Source organism: Kitasatospora sp. NPDC023120, assembly GCF_055560835.1.
The window spans coordinates 245,427-263,286 of the sequence record NZ_JBVHHY010000011.1; the positions used below are offsets into that span (position 1 = coordinate 245,427).

General features: G+C 70.9%; 14 protein-coding genes and 1 pseudogene. 4 read left to right on the forward strand and 11 right to left on the reverse strand.

The features are described 5' to 3' along the window. Nucleotide 1 precedes the first annotated feature (1 nt). The 5 genes and pseudogenes from prcB to arc all read right to left on the reverse strand — a co-directional run bounded on the left by prcB (nucleotide 2) and on the right by arc (nucleotide 4,917). Entirely contained in the window at nucleotides 2–799 is a 798-nt protein-coding gene (prcB, locus tag ACZ3TI_RS18730; RefSeq protein WP_465727458.1) for a proteasome subunit beta, read from the reverse strand. After that, a pseudogene (locus ACZ3TI_RS18735) lies at nucleotides 796–873 on the reverse strand (endonuclease VII domain-containing protein); the annotation flags it as partial. The pseudogene ACZ3TI_RS18735 and the gene prcB, both read right to left, overlap by 4 nt. Before the next feature lie 134 nt (nucleotides 874–1,007). Further along, the gene (locus tag ACZ3TI_RS18740) at nucleotides 1,008–1,226 is read right to left on the reverse strand and encodes a ubiquitin-like protein Pup (protein WP_031069167.1); all 219 of its coding nucleotides are present in this window, start codon (nucleotides 1,224–1,226) and stop codon (nucleotides 1,008–1,010) included. A 184-nt stretch (nucleotides 1,227–1,410) separates the two neighbouring features. Then, complete coding sequence (gene dop, locus ACZ3TI_RS18745) at nucleotides 1,411–2,922, reverse strand: depupylase/deamidase Dop (protein WP_465727380.1); 1,512 nt, start codon at nucleotides 2,920–2,922, stop codon at nucleotides 1,411–1,413. Between the two features lie 228 nt (nucleotides 2,923–3,150). Then, complete coding sequence (gene arc / locus ACZ3TI_RS18750; protein WP_465727382.1) at nucleotides 3,151–4,917, reverse strand: proteasome ATPase; 1,767 nt, start codon at nucleotides 4,915–4,917, stop codon at nucleotides 3,151–3,153. A gap of 284 nt (nucleotides 4,918–5,201) precedes the next feature. On the opposite strand from arc, the gene ACZ3TI_RS18755 reads away from it, so the two are divergent. Continuing rightward, nucleotides 5,202–5,507 carry a ferredoxin gene (locus tag ACZ3TI_RS18755; protein WP_465727384.1) on the forward strand — a complete coding sequence of 102 codons (306 nt, stop codon included), beginning with the start codon at nucleotides 5,202–5,204 and terminating at the stop codon, nucleotides 5,505–5,507. 37 nt (nucleotides 5,508–5,544) lie between these two features. On the opposite strand, the gene ACZ3TI_RS18760 is transcribed toward ACZ3TI_RS18755, so the two are convergent. The 3 genes from ACZ3TI_RS18760 to ACZ3TI_RS18770 form a co-directional block, all read right to left on the reverse strand. Continuing rightward, nucleotides 5,545–6,204: a hypothetical protein gene (locus tag ACZ3TI_RS18760; RefSeq protein ID WP_465727386.1), complete on the reverse strand. Its 660-nt coding sequence runs from the start codon at nucleotides 6,202–6,204 to the stop codon at nucleotides 5,545–5,547. Nucleotides 6,205–6,285: 81 nt separating this feature from the next. After that, nucleotides 6,286–7,245 (reverse strand): tRNA (adenine-N1)-methyltransferase, encoded by a 960-nt coding sequence (locus ACZ3TI_RS18765; protein ID WP_465727387.1) that lies wholly within the window; start codon nucleotides 7,243–7,245, stop codon nucleotides 6,286–6,288. A 46-nt stretch (nucleotides 7,246–7,291) separates the two neighbouring features. Next, nucleotides 7,292–8,503 carry a site-2 protease family protein gene (locus tag ACZ3TI_RS18770; RefSeq protein WP_465727389.1) on the reverse strand — a complete coding sequence of 404 codons (1,212 nt, stop codon included), beginning with the start codon at nucleotides 8,501–8,503 and terminating at the stop codon, nucleotides 7,292–7,294. A 168-nt stretch (nucleotides 8,504–8,671) separates the two neighbouring features. On the opposite strand from ACZ3TI_RS18770, the gene ACZ3TI_RS18775 reads away from it, so the two are divergent. Next, nucleotides 8,672–9,532, forward strand: coding sequence for a RecB family exonuclease (locus ACZ3TI_RS18775; RefSeq protein WP_465727391.1), 861 nt, complete (start codon nucleotides 8,672–8,674; stop codon nucleotides 9,530–9,532). Between the two features lie 96 nt (nucleotides 9,533–9,628). After that, nucleotides 9,629–10,300, forward strand: coding sequence for a response regulator transcription factor (locus tag ACZ3TI_RS18780; protein ID WP_350523854.1), 672 nt, complete (start codon nucleotides 9,629–9,631; stop codon nucleotides 10,298–10,300). A gap of 107 nt (nucleotides 10,301–10,407) precedes the next feature. On the opposite strand, the gene ACZ3TI_RS18785 is transcribed toward ACZ3TI_RS18780, so the two are convergent. From ACZ3TI_RS18785 to metH, 3 genes are all read right to left on the reverse strand, one after another. After that, the gene (locus ACZ3TI_RS18785; RefSeq protein ID WP_465727393.1) at nucleotides 10,408–12,012 is read right to left on the reverse strand and encodes an ABC transporter substrate-binding protein; all 1,605 of its coding nucleotides are present in this window, start codon (nucleotides 12,010–12,012) and stop codon (nucleotides 10,408–10,410) included. A 254-nt stretch (nucleotides 12,013–12,266) separates the two neighbouring features. Next, nucleotides 12,267–12,971, reverse strand: a complete 705-nt coding sequence (locus ACZ3TI_RS18790) for an HAD family hydrolase (protein WP_465727395.1) — start codon at nucleotides 12,969–12,971, stop codon at nucleotides 12,267–12,269. 141 nt (nucleotides 12,972–13,112) lie between these two features. Continuing rightward, complete coding sequence (gene metH / locus ACZ3TI_RS18795) at nucleotides 13,113–16,625, reverse strand: methionine synthase (protein WP_465727397.1); 3,513 nt, start codon at nucleotides 16,623–16,625, stop codon at nucleotides 13,113–13,115. A 143-nt stretch (nucleotides 16,626–16,768) separates the two neighbouring features. On the opposite strand from metH, the gene ACZ3TI_RS18800 reads away from it, so the two are divergent. Continuing rightward, complete coding sequence (locus tag ACZ3TI_RS18800; RefSeq protein WP_465727399.1) at nucleotides 16,769–17,860, forward strand: glycoside hydrolase family 18 protein; 1,092 nt, start codon at nucleotides 16,769–16,771, stop codon at nucleotides 17,858–17,860.

Sequence of the window (17,860 nt, forward strand, 5' to 3'; positions counted from 1 at the left end):
GCTAGATCAGCGGGGCCTGCGGGCCGTTGGGCCGGGTCAGGCGCTCGTCGGTGATGGTGACGACGACCTCCGCGACCTCCGCCTCCGTGAGCCGGCGGAAGCCGTCCTCGGTGATCAGCGAGACGATCGGGAAGATCTTGCGGGCGAGGTCCGGGCCGCCGGTGGCGGAGTCGTCGTCCGCCGCGTCGTAGAGCGCCTGGACGACCAGGGTGACGGCCTGGTCGGCCGTCAGGTCGTCGCGGTAGAGCTTCTTCATCGAGCCGCGGGCGAAGACCGAGCCCGAGCCGGTGGCGGCGAAGCCGCGCTCCTCGGAACGCCCGCCGGTGACGTCGTAGTTGAAGATCCGGCCGCGGCCGAGGTCCAGGTCGTAGCCGGCGAAGATCGGCACGACCGCGAGGCCCTGCATCGCCATGCCGAGGTTGCCCCGGATCATGGTGGTGAGGCGGTTCGCCTTGCCCTCGAACGAGAGCACGGTGCCCTCGATCTTCTCGTAGTGCTCCAGCTCCAGCTGGAACATCCGGACCATCTCGACCGCGAGGCCGGCGGTGCCGGCGATGCCGACCGCGCTGTACTCGTCGGCCGGGAAGACCTTCTCTATGTCGCGCTGGGCGATCACGTTGCCCATCGTGGCCCGACGGTCGCCCGCGAGCACCACGCCGCCGTCGAAGACCGCGGCCACGATCGTGGTCCCGTGCGGGGCCTCGACGACCGAGCCCTCGGGGAGCCCGCGGTGGCCGGGGATCAGCTCCGGCTTGTACTCGGCGAGGAAGTCGAGGAACGAGGACGACCCCGGGGTCAGGAAGGCAGCCGGTAGACGCCCGGTGCCACGAGTGTTGGCTTCCACACGATTCCTTCCAGGTAGCTTGAAGCGCGCTCTGCCCGCACCCTACCCGCCCGACGATCACTGTCCACGGGTGGAGGGGAGGTGCCGGACGGCCGGGCGGCGGATGCCACCCGACCGCCCTCGACGGTCGCGACCGTGAATTCCCGATTACCGGGACGACGGGCTATTGCCCGCCCTTCTGCACGAATCCGCGGACGAAATCCTCCGCATTCGACTCGAGCACTTCGTCGATTTCGTCCAGGACCGCGTCGACGTCGTCGCTCAGCTTTTCCTGGCGCTCCTTGAGGTCGTCGGAATTCTGCGTTTCCGCGGCCTGCTCCTCGACCTCCTCGGAGGAGCGGTTTGCCCGCTGCTGGCCGCCGCCGGTGTCCTTGCTCGCCATTTCCCTCACCCCGCTCGAATCGTCTGGCACGGTTTGGTCGGTAGGGTCGTTGCCGGTTGGCACCGACCCTATACACAAGGTGCGACTACCGCTCCCGGTTTGCCGGTGGCGCTTCCTGTCCAACACCCGCTGCCACCCCGGATGATTCCCATTCGGCGGACGTTCACCCGTGGTGATCGAAAAGTTACCCGCCGGACAGGACCCGCAGCAGGTCCTCCGCCGTGCGGCAGCGGTCCAGCAGCTCCTTGACGTGGTTGCGGGTGCCGCGCAGCGGCTCCAGCGTGGGCACCCGCTGCAGCGAGTCCCGGCCCGGCAGGTCGAAGATGACCGAGTCCCAGGAGGCCGCCGCGACGTGCTCCGCGTACTGCTCCAGGCAGCGCCCGCGGAAGTACGCCCTGGTGTCCTCCGGGGGCTTGGAGACGGCCCGCTCGACCTCGTCCTCGGTCAGCAGCCGCTCGAAGCGCCCACGGGCCACCAGACGGTTGTAGAGGCCCTTCTCGGCCCGTACGTCGCTGTACTGGAGGTCGACCAGGTGCAGCCGCGGGTTGTCCCACTCCAGGGCGTCCCGGCTGCGGTAGCCCTCCAGGATCTCCCGCTTGGCGATCCAGTCCAGCTGCTTGGACAGCGACATCGGGTCGCGCTCCAGCCGCCCCAGGACGTCCTCCCAGCGCGTCAGCACGTCCACGGTCTGCTCGTCCGCGTCGGTGCCGAAGCGGTCCTCGACGTACTTGCGGGCCAGCTCGAAGTACTCGAGCTGGAGCTGGACGGCGGTGAGCTTGCGCCCGTTGCGCAGGGTGATCAGGTGCTTGAGCGTCGGATCGTGGGAGACCCGGTGCAGGGTGCGCACCGGCTGGTCGACGGCGAGGTCGGAGGCGATGAAGGAGTCCTCGATCATCGACAGGACCAGCGCGGTGGTGCCGAGCTTGAGGTAGGTGGAGATCTCGGAGAGGTTGGCGTCCCCGATGATCACGTGCAGCCGGCGGTACTTCTCGGCGTCGGCGTGCGGTTCGTCCCGGGTGTTGATGATCGGCCGCTTGAGCGTGGTCTCCAGGCCGACCTCGACCTCGAAGTAGTCCGCGCGCTGGCTGATCTGGAAGCCGTTCGCGGAGCCGTCCTGGCCGATGCCCACCCGGCCGGCGCCGGTCACCACCTGGCGGGAGACGAAGAACGGGGTCAGGTGGCGGACGATGTCGGCGAACGGCGTCGCCCGCTTCATCAAGTAGTTCTCGTGGGTGCCGTAGGAGGCGCCCTTGTTGTCGGTGTTGTTCTTGTAGAGGTGGATGTTCTGCCCGTTGGGCAGCTCCAGCGCGCGCTGGGCGGCCGCCGCCATGATCCGCTCGCCGGCCTTGTCCCAGAGCACGGCGTCGCGCGGGTTGGTCACCTCGGGCGAGCTGTACTCGGGGTGCGCGTGGTCCACGTAGAACCGGGCCCCGTTGGTGAGGATGACGTTGGCGAGGCCGATGTCCTCGTCGGTCAGCTGGCTGGCGTCCGCCACCTCGCGCGCCAGGTCGAAGCCCCGCGCGTCGCGCAGCGGATTCTCCTCCTCGAAGTCCCAGCGGGCCCGCCGTGCCCGGTGCATCGCCGCCGCGTACGCGTTGACGATCTGGGACGAGGTGAGCATGGCGTTGGCGTTGGGGTGGCCGGGCACGGAGATCCCGTACTCGGTCTCGATTCCCATCACGCGCCGTACGGTCATGCGGCCCTCCTTGCCCGGTGCGCCGCCCCCGGCGGGCGGAACACGCTGACGTACCGCTGAACAACACCGGCGCCGGCCATCTGCCCGCGGACGGTGGGTCGAGCCTAAAACCCGGCGCCGGACGGCGGGCCCCGAGACGCGCCGTCCGGCTGCGGGGCCGCGAGGCGCCACAGCCGGACGGTGTGCGTACAGCTCCGGGGACCGCTGCCGGCCCGGGTAGCCACGTGCTTACAGGTACTGCCCCGTGTTGGCGACAGTGTCGATCGAGCGGCCGGACTCGGCGCCCTGCTTGCCGGTGACCAGCGTGCGGATGAAGACGATCCGCTCGCCCTTCTTGCCGGAGATGCGGGCCCAGTCGTCCGGGTTGGTGGTGTTCGGGAGGTCCTCGTTCTCCTTGAACTCGTCCACGCAGGCGGCGAGCAGGTGGGAGACGCGCAGACCCCGCTGACCGTGGTCGAGGAAGTCCTTGATGGCCATCTTCTTCGCGCGGTCGACGATGTTCTGGATCATCGCGCCGGAGTTGAAGTCCTTGAAGTACAGGACCTCCTTGTCACCGTTGGCGTAGGTGACCTCCAGGAAGCGGTTCTCCTCGGTCTCGGAGTACATCCGCTCCACCACCGACTGGATCATCGCGGCGACCGTGGCCCCGATGGAGCCGTCGTGCTCCTTGAGGTCGTCCGGGTGGAACGGCAGCGAGTCCTTGAGGTACTTGGAGAAGATGTCCTTCGCGGCCTCGGCGTCCGGGCGCTCGATCTTGATCTTGACGTCCAGGCGGCCGGGCCGCAGGATCGCCGGGTCGATCATGTCCTCGCGGTTGGAGGCGCCGATGACGATGACGTTCTCCAGGCCCTCCACGCCGTCGATCTCGGCGAGCAGCTGCGGGACGATGGTGTTCTCCACGTCCGAGCTGACGCCGGAACCGCGGGTGCGGAACAGCGACTCCATCTCGTCGAAGAAGACGATGACGGGGGTGCCCTCGCCCGCCTTCTCCCGGGCCCGCTGGAAGACCAGGCGGATCTGCCGCTCGGTCTCGCCCACGTACTTGTTGAGCAGCTCGGGGCCCTTGATGTTGAGGAAGTAGCTCTTCCCCTGGGGGCGGCCGGTGACCTCGGCGACCTTCTTGGCCAGCGAGTTGGCGACCGCCTTGGCGATCAGCGTCTTGCCGCAGCCGGGCGGGCCGTAGAGCAGGACGCCCTTGGGCGGGCGCAGCTCGTACTCCTTGAAGAGGTCGGCGTGCAGGTACGGCAGCTCGACCGCGTCGCGGATCTGCTCGATCTGGTTGCTCAGCCCGCCGATCTGGCGGTAGTCGATGTCCGGGACCTCCTCGAGGACCAGCTCCTCGACCTCGGCCTTCGGCACGACCTCGTACACGTAGCCGGAGCGGGGCTCCAGCAGCAGGGCGTCCCCCGCCCGGATGGTGAGCTCGCGCAGCGGTTCGGCGAGGCGCACCACGCGCTCCTCGTCGGTGTGGCCGAGAACCAGGGCGCGCTCGCCGTCCTCCAGGACTTCCTTGAGGGTGACGATCTCGCCGATGCGCTCGAAGGCCATCGCGTCCACGATGTTGAGGGCCTCGTTGAGCATCACTTCCTGGCCGCGCCGCAGCTCGTCGAGGGCGACGTTGGGGCTGACGTTCACGCGGAGCTTGCGCCCACCGGTGAAGATGTCCGCGGTCCCGTCCTCGTTCGCCTCGAGGAAGGTGCCGAAGCCGGCCGGGGGCTGTGCCAGCCGGTCCACTTCCTCCTTGAGGGCCACGATCTGGTCGCGGGCCTCACGCAGGGTGGAGGCGAGCCGTTCGTTCTGGGCGGTCACACCGGCCAGGTTGGTCTGGAGCTCGACGATCCGCTCTTCGAGGATCCTCGAATTGCGCGGCGAGTCGGCGAGCTTGCGGCGCAGCACGGCGATTTCCTGCTCAAGGTACGAGACCTGAGCGGCCTCGTCGGAACCACGAGCGGGCCTGCCGGTGCTGCGGTTGTAGTCGTCATCGTGGGCTGCCACGGTCCTCACCTCCTCCGGGGAGCTGGACGCTTCCAGACCCTACCTGGGACCAGGGGTCCGTAAACCCCTAGATCAAGAAAGATGGAACGGGCGTGTCCGATCTTCGCCCCAGCGTGCTTCCCCTCTGCTAAGGGGATACCCACCGCGCACCGCCCAAAGCGGGCCGGATGTATCGTCGAGCGAAGTGATATCCGATCGCGACCACAACGCGGGGTCCGATCGTTGTACGAATGGCGGGATTGCTCCCAGAAATGGGCGACCCGGGACAGAAACGGCAGGGGACCATGTCGGTGACCGAGCAGACTGCGGCGACGACCGAGGAGCTGGAGGTGTGGATCGACCAGGATCTGTGCACCGGCGACGGCATCTGCGCGCAGTACGCACCGGAGGTCTTCGAGCTCGACATCGACGGCCTCGCCTACGTGAAGGGGCCGGACGACGAGCTGCGCCAGCAGCCCGGGGAGACCGCCCCGGTGCCGCTGACGCTCCTTCAGGACGTGGTGGACTCGGCGAAGGAGTGCCCCGGCGACTGCATCCACGTGCGCCGGGTCGCCGACCGGGTCGAGGTGTACGGACCGGACGCGGAGTGAGGCCGTAGGGCCGGAGGCGAGCGGGTGAGCAGCAGTCTCAGGTCTGGCTGACCGGGGCGGCGGTCTGGGAGCGTTCCCAGCCGCCGCCCTTGTGCGTCCAGGTGAGGTCGAGTGAGATGTCGGGCCGGAAGCGCGGCACGTCCTCGCTCGAATACCCCTGTGCATGGCCGGTGATGGAGCCGTCGGAGCGCACCGCGAGCCGGCTCACGGTGAGGTTCTCGCGCTCGGTGAGCAGGGTGGCCAGCACGGTCGGCTGGTCGCCGGAGCCGAAGCCGAGCAGGAAGACGGCGTCCGGCGGGGTGCCGGTCTCGGCGGCGCAGTGCGCGGCGACCACAGTGCCGGGGCGTCCGTCACCGAGCTCGACGGGCACGCTGATCGCCGCCTTGGCCGGGAACGGGCCGCAGTCGAGCGGCAGTTGGGCCTTGGCCGGGTCGGGGGCGGCACTCGCGGCGAGGGCCTTGGGGGTTCCGTGGACGGGCACCGGAGTGCCGGTCGCCGGGGAGGCGGCGAGGGCGGCGCCCACCACCGCGCTGCATCCGGCCAGGGCGAGGGCCCAGTGCCAGGGGGCGGTGCGCGCGTGCCCGGGCCGGATGCGGCCCTGCGGTGTCTGCTGTCCAGCCGTCGCCGTCGTCCCGACCGCGGTCTCCACCAGGCGTCCCCTCCAGAGCTCCAGGAGCTGGTCCGTGTGAGCGAGCATCGTCCCACACCCCGTGGAGGACGGACGAAAGGGGTGACCCGAGCGTCTGGCTCGGGCCACCCCTTTCTCTCTCGGTCCGGCTCAGCCCAGGTCGGGCTGGTCGTCCTCGGCGGTGCGGGAGGCCTTGCGGGCGGCGGCGCGCTCCTGCAGGGTCGGCTCGGGCGCCCCGCTGTCGTAGTCCTCGCCGTACGCGCCCTTGGCCGGACGGCGGCGGCGCAGCGGCGGCTCGACGCCGTCCGCCAGGCGGCGGGCGGTGAGCAGGAAGCCGGTGTGGCCGATCATCCGGTGGTCCGGGCGGACGGCCAGGCCCTCCAGGTGCCAGGTGCGGACCATGGTCTCCCAGGCCTGCGGCTCGGTGAAGGTGCCGTGCTCGCGCAGCGCCTCGACGGTCTTGGACATCTGCGTGGTGGTGGCCACGTAGCAGCAGATGAGGCCGCCGGGGACGAGCGCCTTGGAGGCGACGTCCAGGCACTCCCAGGGGGCCAGCATGTCGAGGATGACACGGTCGACGTCGGACTCGACCAGGTTGTCCTGGAGGTCGCCGACGGTGAGCTTCCACGCCGGGTGCGGCCCGCCGAAGTAGCGCTCGACGTTGCTCTGGGCGATGTCGGCGAAGTCCTGCCGGCGCTCGTAGGAGGCCAGCATGCCGTGCTCGCCGACGGCGCGCAGCAGGTACATGCTGAGCGCACCCGAGCCGACACCGGCCTCGACCACGCGGGCACCCGCGAAGATGTCGGCCATCGCCAGGATCTGACCCGCGTCCTTGGGGTAGATCACGGCGGCGCCGCGCGGCATGGACAGGACGTAGTCGGGGAGCAGGGGGCGCAGCGCGAGGTACGGGACGTTCCCCGTGGTGCGCACGACCGTGCCCTCGGGAGCGCCGATCAGCTCGTCGTGCGGGAACGCACCCTTGTGGGTGTGGAACTGGTTCCCGGCCTGGAGCGTGAACGTGTAGTGGCGACCCTTGGGGTCGGTCAGCTGGACCTGGTCCCCGACCTGGAAGGGCCCGCGTCGGCGGGCGGCACCGGTCGGTTCGGACATGCGCACAATCCTAAGGGAAGCGGACCGGCTCGCAGGACGGGGGTGATCAGCGCCCGGAGACGGCGGCGGTCAGACGCTGCTCGATGTCACTGAGCGCGGCGACGCCGAACACCCGTCCGTCCGCCTCGACCACCAGGTACTCCCCCGCCGGGGTGGCCTGGACGGCCCGCAGCAGGTCCTCGCCGCCCAGGTCGGCGTCCAGCCGCAGTCCGGGCTCGAGGTCCCGGGCGAGCGGGCCGACAGCCACCCAGGGGCGCCGGTGCTCGGGGACGGCCCGGACCGCGGACTCGCGGACGATGGCGATCGGCTCGCCCCGTCCGTCCACCACGACCACCGCGCCGGCCTCGGCCTCGCGGGCGCGGCGCATCGCCTCGCCGAGCGGGGTGTCGGCGGTGACCTCGACGGCCCGGCGGGCGAGGTCGCGCAGCCGCAGTCCGGGCAGCGCCTCCTTGAGCCGGGCGTTGCGCACGCTGCCCGTGGCACCGTTCCAGATGATCGCGGCGAGCACGGCGGCCAGAACCGCGTCGACCAGCGTGTCGGTGGTGCTGCGCTCGACCCCGCGGGCGGCGCTGACCAGCGGCAGGCCGAACAGCACGACGACCGCCAGCACCCGGCCCGCCCAGGCGGCGGCCACCGTGCCCGCCATCGGCCTGCCGGTGACCGCCCAGACCACGGCGCGCAGCATCCGCCCGCCGTCCAGCGGCAGGCCGGGCAGCAGGTTGAAGCCGGCGACCACCAGGTTGGACACCATCAGCCCGGTGAGCAGCACCCCGGGCACGGTGGACAGCTCCACGGCCCGCACCGCGAGGTAGAACACGCCGCCCAGCGCCAGCGAGAGCAGCGGGCCGACGAAGGCCAGCCAGAACTCGCGCCAGGGCGTGGTGGCCTCGTTCTCGATCTCGGAGACCCCGCCGAGGAACTGCAGCTGGATCCGCCGCACTCCGAGCTTGTAGCGCAGCGCGACCACGGTGTGGGCGAGCTCGTGCACCAGGACGGAGGCGTAGAAGGCGACCGCGAAGGAGAACGCGACCAGGTAGCGGGTGCCGCCGAGGTCCGGCAGCACGTCGTTCAGCTGCCCGCCGAACACCCAGGTGATCAGCGCGGCGATGACGAACCAGGAGGGGGTGACGTAGACCGGCACACCGAAGAGCCGGCCCATCAGGAGGCCGCCGCGGCGCTCCGGCGGCTGCCCGGACGGGCGCCCGCGGTCGTCCCGCGGTGGCTGGTCGGAGGTCTGTTGCCCCCTGCTGTCGCTCACCGTGATCCCTTCGGTCGTCGCCCCCGTCGTGCCCCGGCCCGCCCACGCTACGTGATCGTGGTGCGCCGGTGCCGCACGCCCCTCCTGCTGCCTTCATACCCACTGCGGGTGCCCCGGTGGCAGCACGGTGGCAGCGGGATGACAGCAAAGGGCAATAGGGTCGTAGTCATGCAGCAGACCGACACCACCAGCGCCACCGACGTCCCGGTGCGCCCGGCGGCGCCGCCGACCGGCCTGTCCCCGTCCCGGGCGGGGGACTTCCTCACCTGTCCCCTGCTGTACCGGCTGCGGGTGATCGACCGGCTGCCCGAGCCGCCGAGCTCGGCGGCCACCAGGGGCACCCTGGTGCACGCGGTGCTGGAGCGGCTGTTCGACAGCCCGGCGGCCGAGCGCACGCCGGAACGGGCGCTGGGTCTGCTGCGCCCGCAGTGGGAGCGGCTGCTGGGTGAACGGCCGGAGCTGGGCTCGTTGTTCCCGGACGACCCGGACGGTGCCGCGCTCACCCGCTGGCTGGCGGACGCCGAGAAGCTGGTCGGCCAGTGGTTCCGGCTGGAGGACCCGACCCGGCTGCACCCGGTGGAGCGGGAGCTGTACGTGGAGACGGCCCTGGACTCGGGGCTGCTGCTGCGCGGCTACATCGACCGGGTGGACGTCGCCCCGTCCGGCGAGGTCCGGCTGGTGGACTACAAAACCGGCCGGGCGCCCTCGCGGGACTTCGAGGGCAAGGCGATGTTCCAGATGAAGTTCTACGCGCTGGTGGTGTGGCGCTGGAAGGGCGTGATTCCCAAGCGCCTCCAGCTGGTCTACCTCGGCGGGGGCGGGGACGTGGTCAGCTACGACCCGGACCAGGCGGATCTGCTCGCGGTGGAGCGCAAGCTGCAGGCGCTGTGGGAGCGGATCACCCACGCGGTGGCCACCGGGGACTTCCCGGCCACCCGCAACCGCCTCTGCGACTGGTGCGACCACCGGGCCAGCTGCCCGGAGTTCGGCGGCACTCCCCCGCCGTACCCGCTGCCCGTGCTGGCGTGAGAATTCCGGGCTAGGCGGGAATTCTCACGCCGGCACATGGCCCGTACATCGGATGAGAAGTGATCCCACGGGGGATCCGATGAGCAAGGAGTCCTAGTGACGATCCGAGTGCTGCTGGTCGACGACCAGCCGCTGCTGCGCACCGGTTTCCGGATGATCCTGGAGGCCGAGTCCGACCTGGTGGTGGTCGGTGAGGCCGGCGACGGTCAGCAGGCGCTGGACCAGGTGCGGGCGCTGCAGCCCGACGTGGTGCTGATGGACATCCGGATGCCGCGGATGGACGGCGTCGAGGCGACCCGCCGGATCGCCGGCCCGGGGCGGGACGGCCCGGCCAAGGTGCTGGTGCTGACCACCTTCGACCTGGACGAGTACGTGGTGGAGGCGCTGCGCGCGGGCGCCAGCGGCTTCCTGCTGAAGGACGTCCCGGCCGAGGAGCTGGTGCAGGCGATCCGGGTGGTCGCGGACGGCGCGGCGATGCTGGCGCCGAGCATCACCCGCCGGCTGCTGGACATGTACGCCACCAAGCTGCCCTCGGGCGACGAGGCTCCGCCGCAGGCGCTGAGCGCGCTGACCGAGCGCGAGTTGGAGGTCCTGAAGCTGGTGGCGCGCGGGCTGTCGAACGCGGAGATCGCGGCCGAGCTGTTCGTCAGCGAGACCACCGTGAAGACCCACGTCGGCCATGTGCTGACCAAGCTCCAGCTGCGCGACCGGGTCCAGGCGGCGGTGTACGCCTACGAGAGCGGGCTGGTGCGCCCGGGCACCCTGTAGCAAGGCCTCCCGCTGCCCCCGGGCGGCGTGCGGAAACGTGACGGCGGCCCGTCCGGTCCCCCGGTGACAGGGGATCGGACGGGCCGCCGTCATGTGTGCGCTCTGCGCTACTTGGCGCCGCGGCCGATCTCCCAGAAGCGGAAGAAGCCGGTGGTGTCGACGGTGGACTCGACGCCGGTGACGTACGAACGGGCCGCGTAGAAGGACTTGTTCTGGTACAGCGGGATCAGCGGCACGAGCTCGGCCTCGATCTGCTGGATCTGCCCGTAGCCGGCCGCGGCGGCGCTGCGGTCGGCCTGCTTGAGGCCCTCCGGCACCAGCTTGCCGCTGATCCGCGGGTCGTCCCAACCGTGGTGGTAGGCACCGCCGTTGACCAGCAGCGGGGCGATGTAGTTGTCCGGGTCCGGGTAGTCGGCGAACCAACCGATGACGTACGCCTGGTACTTGCCCTCGGCCCAGCCCTTCTTGAACGCGTCCCAGTCCGGCTCCTGCTGGACCGCGACCTGGAAGAGCCCGCCGGCCTCCAGCTGCTTCTTCAGCGTCTCGGCCTCGTTGGCGCCGGCCCGCGAGCGGGACCAGGTGATGGTGAGCTTGACCGGGGTCTGGACCTTGGCGTCGGTGAGGATCTTCTTGGCCTTGGCCGCGTCCTGGTCGCCGTAGCGGTCGAAGAAGGCGGTGGTGTGGCCGGTGACGCCGGCCGGGACCATCGCGTACAGCGGCTGGACGGTCCGGGCGAAGACGTCGCGGGCGAGCGCCTTGCGGTCCATCAGCTGCGCGGCGGCCTGGCGGATCGCGACGTTGCTGCCGACCGCGTCCTTGGTGTTGAAGACCAGCGAGCGGGTGTCGTTGCTGTCGCCCTCGGTCACCTGCAGGTCGGTCTTGCCGCCCTGCTGGTCGGAGCGGATCTGGGCGGCGGTGTTCGGCTCCAGGCTGTTGTCGGTGAGGTCGACGTCGCCCTTGTCCAGCGCGGCCTTCAGGTCGTCGGCCTTGTCGAAGTACCGGACGGTGAACTTGCTGTTCCGCAGCTTGGCGTCGCCGCCGTACTTGTCGTTGGCCGACAGCACGACCTTGCCGACCTGCTTGCCGCCGCTCGCGTTCTCGACCGAGTCGATGCGGTACGGGCCGGAGCCGACCTGCTTGTCGTTGGGCAGCGCCTTGTCGGCCGGGTAGACCTGGTGGTCCACGATGGCGCCGACCGGGGTGGCCAGCTTGGCCGGCAGGGTGGCGTCCGGCGCGGAGAGGTGGAAGAGCACCTCGCTGTCGCCCTTGGCCTCGACGGACTTGATCGAGTCGAGCAGGGAGACCGGACCGTTCTGGTCGTTGATCTTCTTGGTGCGCTCGATCGAGAACACCACGTCCGCGGCGGTCAGCGGGTGGCCGTTCGAGAACTTCAGCCCGGGCCGCAGGGTGCAGTGGTACTCGGTGGCCTCGCCGCCGGTGAACTCGCAGGACTGCGCGGCGTCCGGGGTCGGCGCGCTGGCGGCGGCCGGGAAGGTCAGCAGCGACTGGAAGGTGTTGCGCAGGACCAGCCAGGAGCCGGAGTCGTAGGAGGTCGCCGGGTCCAGCGTGCCGGTCAGCTGGGCGGTACCCATGGTGATCGACTTGCCGCTGTCCCCCTTCACGGCGTCGGTCACCGATCCGCAGCCGGCCACCGTCACGGCGACCAGACCGGCACAGCCGAGTACTGCGAGGCGTTCAGCTGAAGTCTTCACGGGGCGCGTCCTTATCGGTGGCACGAAACCCGAGTAGCGTGCCATATCGAACACGCACGACCGATACCGCGCAGATGACGTTTGGGACACGGCGGTTCAGGGCATCACCGCGCGCTCGACGAGATGTCAGCCAATGCCCGATTTCTCCCCCGATCCCCCGAGGTCGGGGCCCCCTCGGACCGCTTACCGGCGGGTAGGGCCGGGCCGCAATGAGATGACAATCACATCCTGGAGGGCGGATCCTCTGCGGACCCTCAGACCCGCGAGGCGACCAGCGAGCGCAACAGGCTGAGGTCGACCTGCTCCAGCGAGGGCAGCACCAGGCGTCCGGGAGCCGGCTCGATCGCCGCCACCGAGGGCACCGCGATCACCGGGCAGCCGGCCGCCTCACCCGCGCGCACCCCGGTCGGGGTGTCCTCGACCACCACACAGCGGGCCGGCTCCGCGCCGAGCCGACGGGCCGCCTCCAGGTACGGGTCCGGGAACGGCTTGGTGCGCGGCACCTCGTCCCCGCCGATCGTGAAGGCGAAATGGTGGGCGCCCAGCGAGCGCAGCACGATGTCGATCACGTGCCGGTGCGAGGCGGACACCATGGCGGCCGGGATCCCGTGCGCGGCAAGGGTGTTGAGCAGGAGTTCGGCACCCGGCATGAGCGGCACGCCGCCGCCCAGCAGGTCCACGAAGCGCTGGTTGACCAGCACGCCCAGGTCGGCCGGGGCGATGTCCACCCCGGTCCGGGCGACCAGGTAGTCCATCACCCGGGTCATCGGGCCGCCGACCACATGGGCGCGGTCCGCCTCGTCCAGTTCGTGGCCCAGCTCGGCGAAGAGCGAGACCTCCGCCTGCCACCAGAAGTCCTCGGTGTCCACCAGCGTGCCGTCCATGTCCAGCAGCACCGCCTGCAGACCGCGGTCGTCCCCGTGGTCCAGAACGCGGGTGGCGGTGGGGCTGGTGGTCATGGCGGGATCCTTCCGGCAGGCCCCGGGACCGCACCCGGGGATGGCACAGGCCGGCCCGCTGGTGAGCGGACCGGCCCGTTCAGGATCATCCAGGATACGCCCGCTTCGTCCGGAAAGCGCGAACGGAGCGGGACGCGCGGATTACCGGGCGTTGAAGTACTTCGCCTCCGGGTGGTGGATCACGATCGCGTCGGTGGACTGCTCGGGGTGCAGCTGGAACTCCTCGGAGAGCACCACGCCGATCCGCTCGGGCTTCAGCAGCTCGGCGATCTTGGCGCGGTCCTCCAGCTCGGGGCAGGCCCCGTAGCCGAGCGAGAAGCGGGCACCCCGGTACTTGAGCGCGAACATGTCCTTGACGTCCTGCGGGTCCTCACCGGAGAAGCCCAGCTCGTAGCGGACCCGGGCGTGCCAGAACTCGGCCAGCGCCTCGGCCAGCTGCACCGAGAGGCCGTGCAGCTCCAGGTAGTCGCGGTAGGAGTTCCCGGCGAACAGCTCGTTGGCCGCCTCGGAGATCCGGTTGCCCATGGTGACCACCTGCAGGCCGACCACGTCCCGCACGCCGGACTCCTCCGGGCGGAAGAAGTCGGCCAGGCAGAGCCGGCGGCCGCGGCGCTGGCGCGGGAAGGTGAAGCGGGTGCGCTCGGTGCCGTCCTCGTGGAAGACGATCAGGTCGTCGCCCTTGGAGTTGGCCGGGTAGTAGCCGTAGACCACGGCCGCCTCCAGCCAGCCCTCGGTCTGCAGCCGGTCCAGCCAGGCCCGCAGCCGCGGCCGGCCCTCGGTCTCCACCAGCTCCTCGTAGCTCGGCCCGTCGCCGTTGCGGGCCGCTTTCAGGCCCCACTGGCCCTTGAACAGCGCGTCCTCGTCCAGCCAGGAGGCGTAGTCGGCGAACGGGATGCCCTTGACGATCCGGTCGCCCCAGAACGGCGGGGTGGGCACCGCGTTGTCGACGGCGACGTCGGAGCGGATCTGGCCGAGGTTGACCTCCGGCTCCGTCTCCTCCACCTCGACCCGGGCGTGCCGACGCTGCTTGAGCTCCGGCAGGGCGGCGCCGGGCACGCCGCGCTTGACCGCGATCAGCGCGTCCATCAGCCGCAGGCCCTCGAAGGCGTCCCGGGCGTAGCGGACCTCGCCCTCGTAGATCTCGTGCAGGTCCTGCTCGACGTAGGCCCGGGTGAGGGCGGCGCCGCCGAGGATCACCGGGTAGCTGGCGGCCAGCTTGCGCTGGTTGAGCTCCTCCAGGTTCTCCTTCATGATCACGGTCGACTTCACCAGCAGGCCGGACATCCCGATCACGTCCGCGTTGTGCTCCTGCGCGGCGTCCAGGATCGCCGAGACCGGCTGCTTGATGCCCAGGTTGACCACGTTGTAGCCGTTGTTGGACAGGATGATGTCGACCAGGTTCTTGCCGATGTCGTGGACGTCGCCCTTGACGGTGGCCAGCACGATGGTGCCCTTGCCCTCGCTGTCGGACTTCTCCATGTGCGGCTCCAGGTGGGCCACCGCGGACTTCATCACTTCGGCGGACTGGAGCACGAACGGCAGCTGCATCTGGCCGGAGCCGAAGAGCTCGCCGACCACCTTCATGCCGGCCAGCAGGGTGTCGTTGATGATCTCCAGTGCCGGGCGCCCGGTCAGCGCCTCGTCCAGGTCGGCCTCCAGGCCGTTCCGCTCGCCGTCGATGATCCGGCGCTGCAGCCGTTCCTCCAGCGGGAGCGCGGCCAGCTCCTCCGCCTTGGACGCCTTGACCGACGCCGAGGAGACGCCCTCGAACAGCTCCAGCAGGCGCTGCAGCGGGTCGTAGCCGTCCCGGCGGCGGTCGTAGACCAGGTCGAGGGCGGCCTCGCGCTGGTCCTCGGGGATCCGGGAGATCGGCAGGATCTTGGAGGCGTGCACGATCGCCGAGTCCAGGCCTGCCTCCACGCACTCGTGCAGGAAGACCGAGTTGAGCACCACCCGGGCGGCCGGGTTGAGGCCGAAGGAGATGTTGGACAGGCCCAGCGTGGTCTGCACCTTCGGGTGGCGGCGCTTGAGCTCGCGGATCGCCTCGATGGTCTCGATGCCGTCCCGGCGGGACTCCTCCTGGCCGGTGGCCAGGGTGAAGGTGAGGCAGTCGACCAGGATCGAGCCCTCGTCGATGCCGTAGTCGGCGGTGAGCTCGGCGATCAGCCGCTCGGCGATCTCCACCTTGGCGTCGGCGGTACGGGCCTGGCCCTGCTCGTCGATGGTCAGCGCGATCAGGCCGGCGCCGTGCTCGCGGGCCAGCGAGGCGATCCTGCCGAAGCGCGAGTCGGGGGCGTTGCCGTCCTCGTAGTTGACCGAGTTGAGCACCGCGCGGCCGCCGAGGGCCTCCAGGCCGGCCCGCAGCACGTCCGGCTCGGTGGAGTCCAGCACGATCGGCAGGGTGGAGGCGGTGGCCAGGCGGCCGGCGATCTCCTTCATGTCGGCGACGCCGTCGCGGCCGACGTAGTCCACGCAGAGGTCCAGCAGGTGGGAGCCGTCCCGGATCTGGTCGCGGGCGATCTCCACGCAGGCCTGCCAGTCGCCGGCCAGCATCGACTCGCGGAACTTCTTCGAGCCGTTGGCGTTGGTGCGCTCGCCGATCGCCAGGTACGAGGTGTCCTGGCGGAACGGCACCGCCTGGTACAGCGAGGCCGCCGAGGGCTCGGGCTGCGGCTCGCGCGCCGCGATCGGCCGGCCCTGGACCCGCTCGACCACCTGGCGCAGGTGCTCGGGCGTGGTGCCGCAGCAGCCGCCGACCAGCGACAGGCCGTACTCCCGGGTGAACACGTCGTGGGCGTCGGCCAGTTCGGCCGGGGTGAGCGGGTAGTGGGCGCCGTCCTTGCCGAGCACCGGCAGGCCCGCGTTCGGCATGCAGGACAGGCCGATCCGGGCGTTCTTCGCCAGGTAGCGCAGGTGCTCGCTCATCTCGGCCGGGCCGGTGGCGCAGTTCAGGCCGATGTAGTCCACGCCGAGCGGCTCCAGCGCGGTGAGCGCGGCGCCGATCTCGGAGCCGAGCAGCATGGTGCCGGTGGTCTCCACCGTCACCTGCACCAGCACCGGCAGGTCCAGACCGGCCTCGGCCAGGGCGCGCTTGGAGCCGAGGATGGCGGCCTTGGTCTGCAGCAGGTCCTGGCTGGTCTCGACCAGCAGCGCGTCGGCGCCGCCGGCGATCAGGCCGGCCGCGTTCTGCTGGAAGCCGTCGCGCAGCGTCTCGTACGGGGCGTGGCCCAGGGTCGGCAGCTTGGTGCCGGGGCCGATGGAGCCGAGCACCCAGCGGGTGCGGCCGTCGGAGGCGGCGTGGGCGTCGGCCACCTCGCGGGCGAGCCGGGCGCCGGACTCGGACAGCTCGAAGATCCGCTCGGAGATCTCGTACTCGCTGAGCGCGGAGAAGTTGGCACCGAAGGTGTTGGTCTCCACGCAGTCCACGCCCACGCCGAAGTAGGCCTCGTGGACGGAGCGGACGATGTCGGGCCGGGTGATGTTGAGGACCTCGTTGCAGCCCTCGAGGTTCTGGAAGTCCTCCAGCGTCGGGTCCTGCGCCTGGAGCATGGTGCCCATCGCACCATCGGCGACCACCACCCGGGTGGCGAGCGCTTCGCGCAGCGCGTTCGCGCGGCTCTGCTGAGTGACGGACGGGTCGGCTGCAGTGGCCATGGGGCTTCTCCCTGGTGCGACGGCTGTCGGCTTTGCACCCCCGCTTGGTCGGGGACGCACGTGGCCAGCGTATCCGGCCCACGGGTCGGGTTGCGGACCCATTCCGTATCCTGAGCGCTCGACCGCGAGGGGGGAGCGACTGCGTGGCGGATTTCCGGATACGCGTGCGGCGGACCGGCAGGGCCCTGACGGCCCCGTTCCGGGCGCTGCGCGCCCGCTGGCGCCGGTGGTCCCGGTGGCGTCGGACCCTGCTGGTCCTGGCGCTGGTGGCGGCCGTGCCGGTCGCCGCACTGGGCTCGGTGTTCGTCTCGATCCGACTGCACTACGCGGGTGAACCCGCCGCCGAGGCGCGTACCCGCGGGCGGGACGCGGTCTGGCTCGGCCACGCCTGGGTGGACGGCCGCAAGACCGAGGCCGACGTCGAGGCCCTCGTCCGGCAGCTCTCCGGCACCGGAATCCGCGACCTCTACGTGCACACCGGCCCGCTGGAGCACGACGGCTCGCTGCCGCCCGCCGTCCACCCGCGGGCCCGCTGGTTCACCGACACGGTGCACCGGGCAGTGCCGGGCGTACGGCTGCAGGGCTGGCTGGGCGACGAGGTCAAGCCCGAGAAGGACGCCCTGGACCTCGAGGACACGGCCACCCGGGAGCGGGTCACCGCCTCCGCCCGCCAGGTGCTGGACCAGGGCTTCGACGGCGTGCACTTCGACATGGAGCCGATCCGCCCCGGCTCGGCGGGCTGGCTGGACCTGCTCGACCGGGTCCGCCCGGTCACCGCGGCGCGCGGCGCCAAGCTCTCGGTGGCGGCCCCGCAGATCGACCCGATCCCGGGCCTGCACACGGCCGGCATCCTGCTCACCGACCACGGCAAGTGGTGGGACCAGGCGTACTTCGCCGAGACCGCCCGCCGGGTCGACCAGATCGCCGTGATGACCTACGACACCTCGATGCCGACCGAACCGCTGTACGGCGGCTACGTCGCCCAGCAGACCGAGCTCGCCCTGCGGGCCACCCCGGCCGACGTGGACCTGCTGATCGGCCTGCCCTTCTACTGGGACGACAAGTGGGGCCACTGGGGCGACGCCGAGACCGTCGAGGCGGCCGTCCGCGGCGTCCGGCTGGGCCTGGGCCGGGAGGACCTGCGGCGGGCGCACTTCGGCGTCGCGCTGTACGTGGACTTCGCCTCGACGCCGGAGAACTGGGCCGCCTACCGGCGCGGCTGGGTGGACGTCTGA

What these genes read in the sequence shown, in the direction of transcription:
- ACZ3TI_RS18740 (WP_031069167.1), bottom strand. Translation starts at nt 1,226, where the DNA reads ATGGCGAGCAAGGACACCGGCGGCGGCCAGCAGCGGGCAAACCGCTCC.
- dop (WP_465727380.1), bottom strand. Translation starts at nt 2,922, where the DNA reads ATGACCGTACGGCGCGTGATGGGAATCGAGACCGAGTACGGGATCTCC.
- ACZ3TI_RS18755 (WP_465727384.1), top strand. Translation starts at nt 5,202, where the DNA reads ATGTCGGTGACCGAGCAGACTGCGGCGACGACCGAGGAGCTGGAGGTG.
- ACZ3TI_RS18760 (WP_465727386.1), bottom strand. Translation starts at nt 6,204, where the DNA reads ATGCTCGCTCACACGGACCAGCTCCTGGAGCTCTGGAGGGGACGCCTG.
- ACZ3TI_RS18765 (WP_465727387.1), bottom strand. Translation starts at nt 7,245, where the DNA reads ATGTCCGAACCGACCGGTGCCGCCCGCCGACGCGGGCCCTTCCAGGTC.
- ACZ3TI_RS18775 (WP_465727391.1), top strand. Translation starts at nt 8,672, where the DNA reads ATGCAGCAGACCGACACCACCAGCGCCACCGACGTCCCGGTGCGCCCG.
- ACZ3TI_RS18790 (WP_465727395.1), bottom strand. Translation starts at nt 12,971, where the DNA reads ATGACCACCAGCCCCACCGCCACCCGCGTTCTGGACCACGGGGACGAC.
- metH (WP_465727397.1), bottom strand. Translation starts at nt 16,625, where the DNA reads ATGGCCACTGCAGCCGACCCGTCCGTCACTCAGCAGAGCCGCGCGAAC.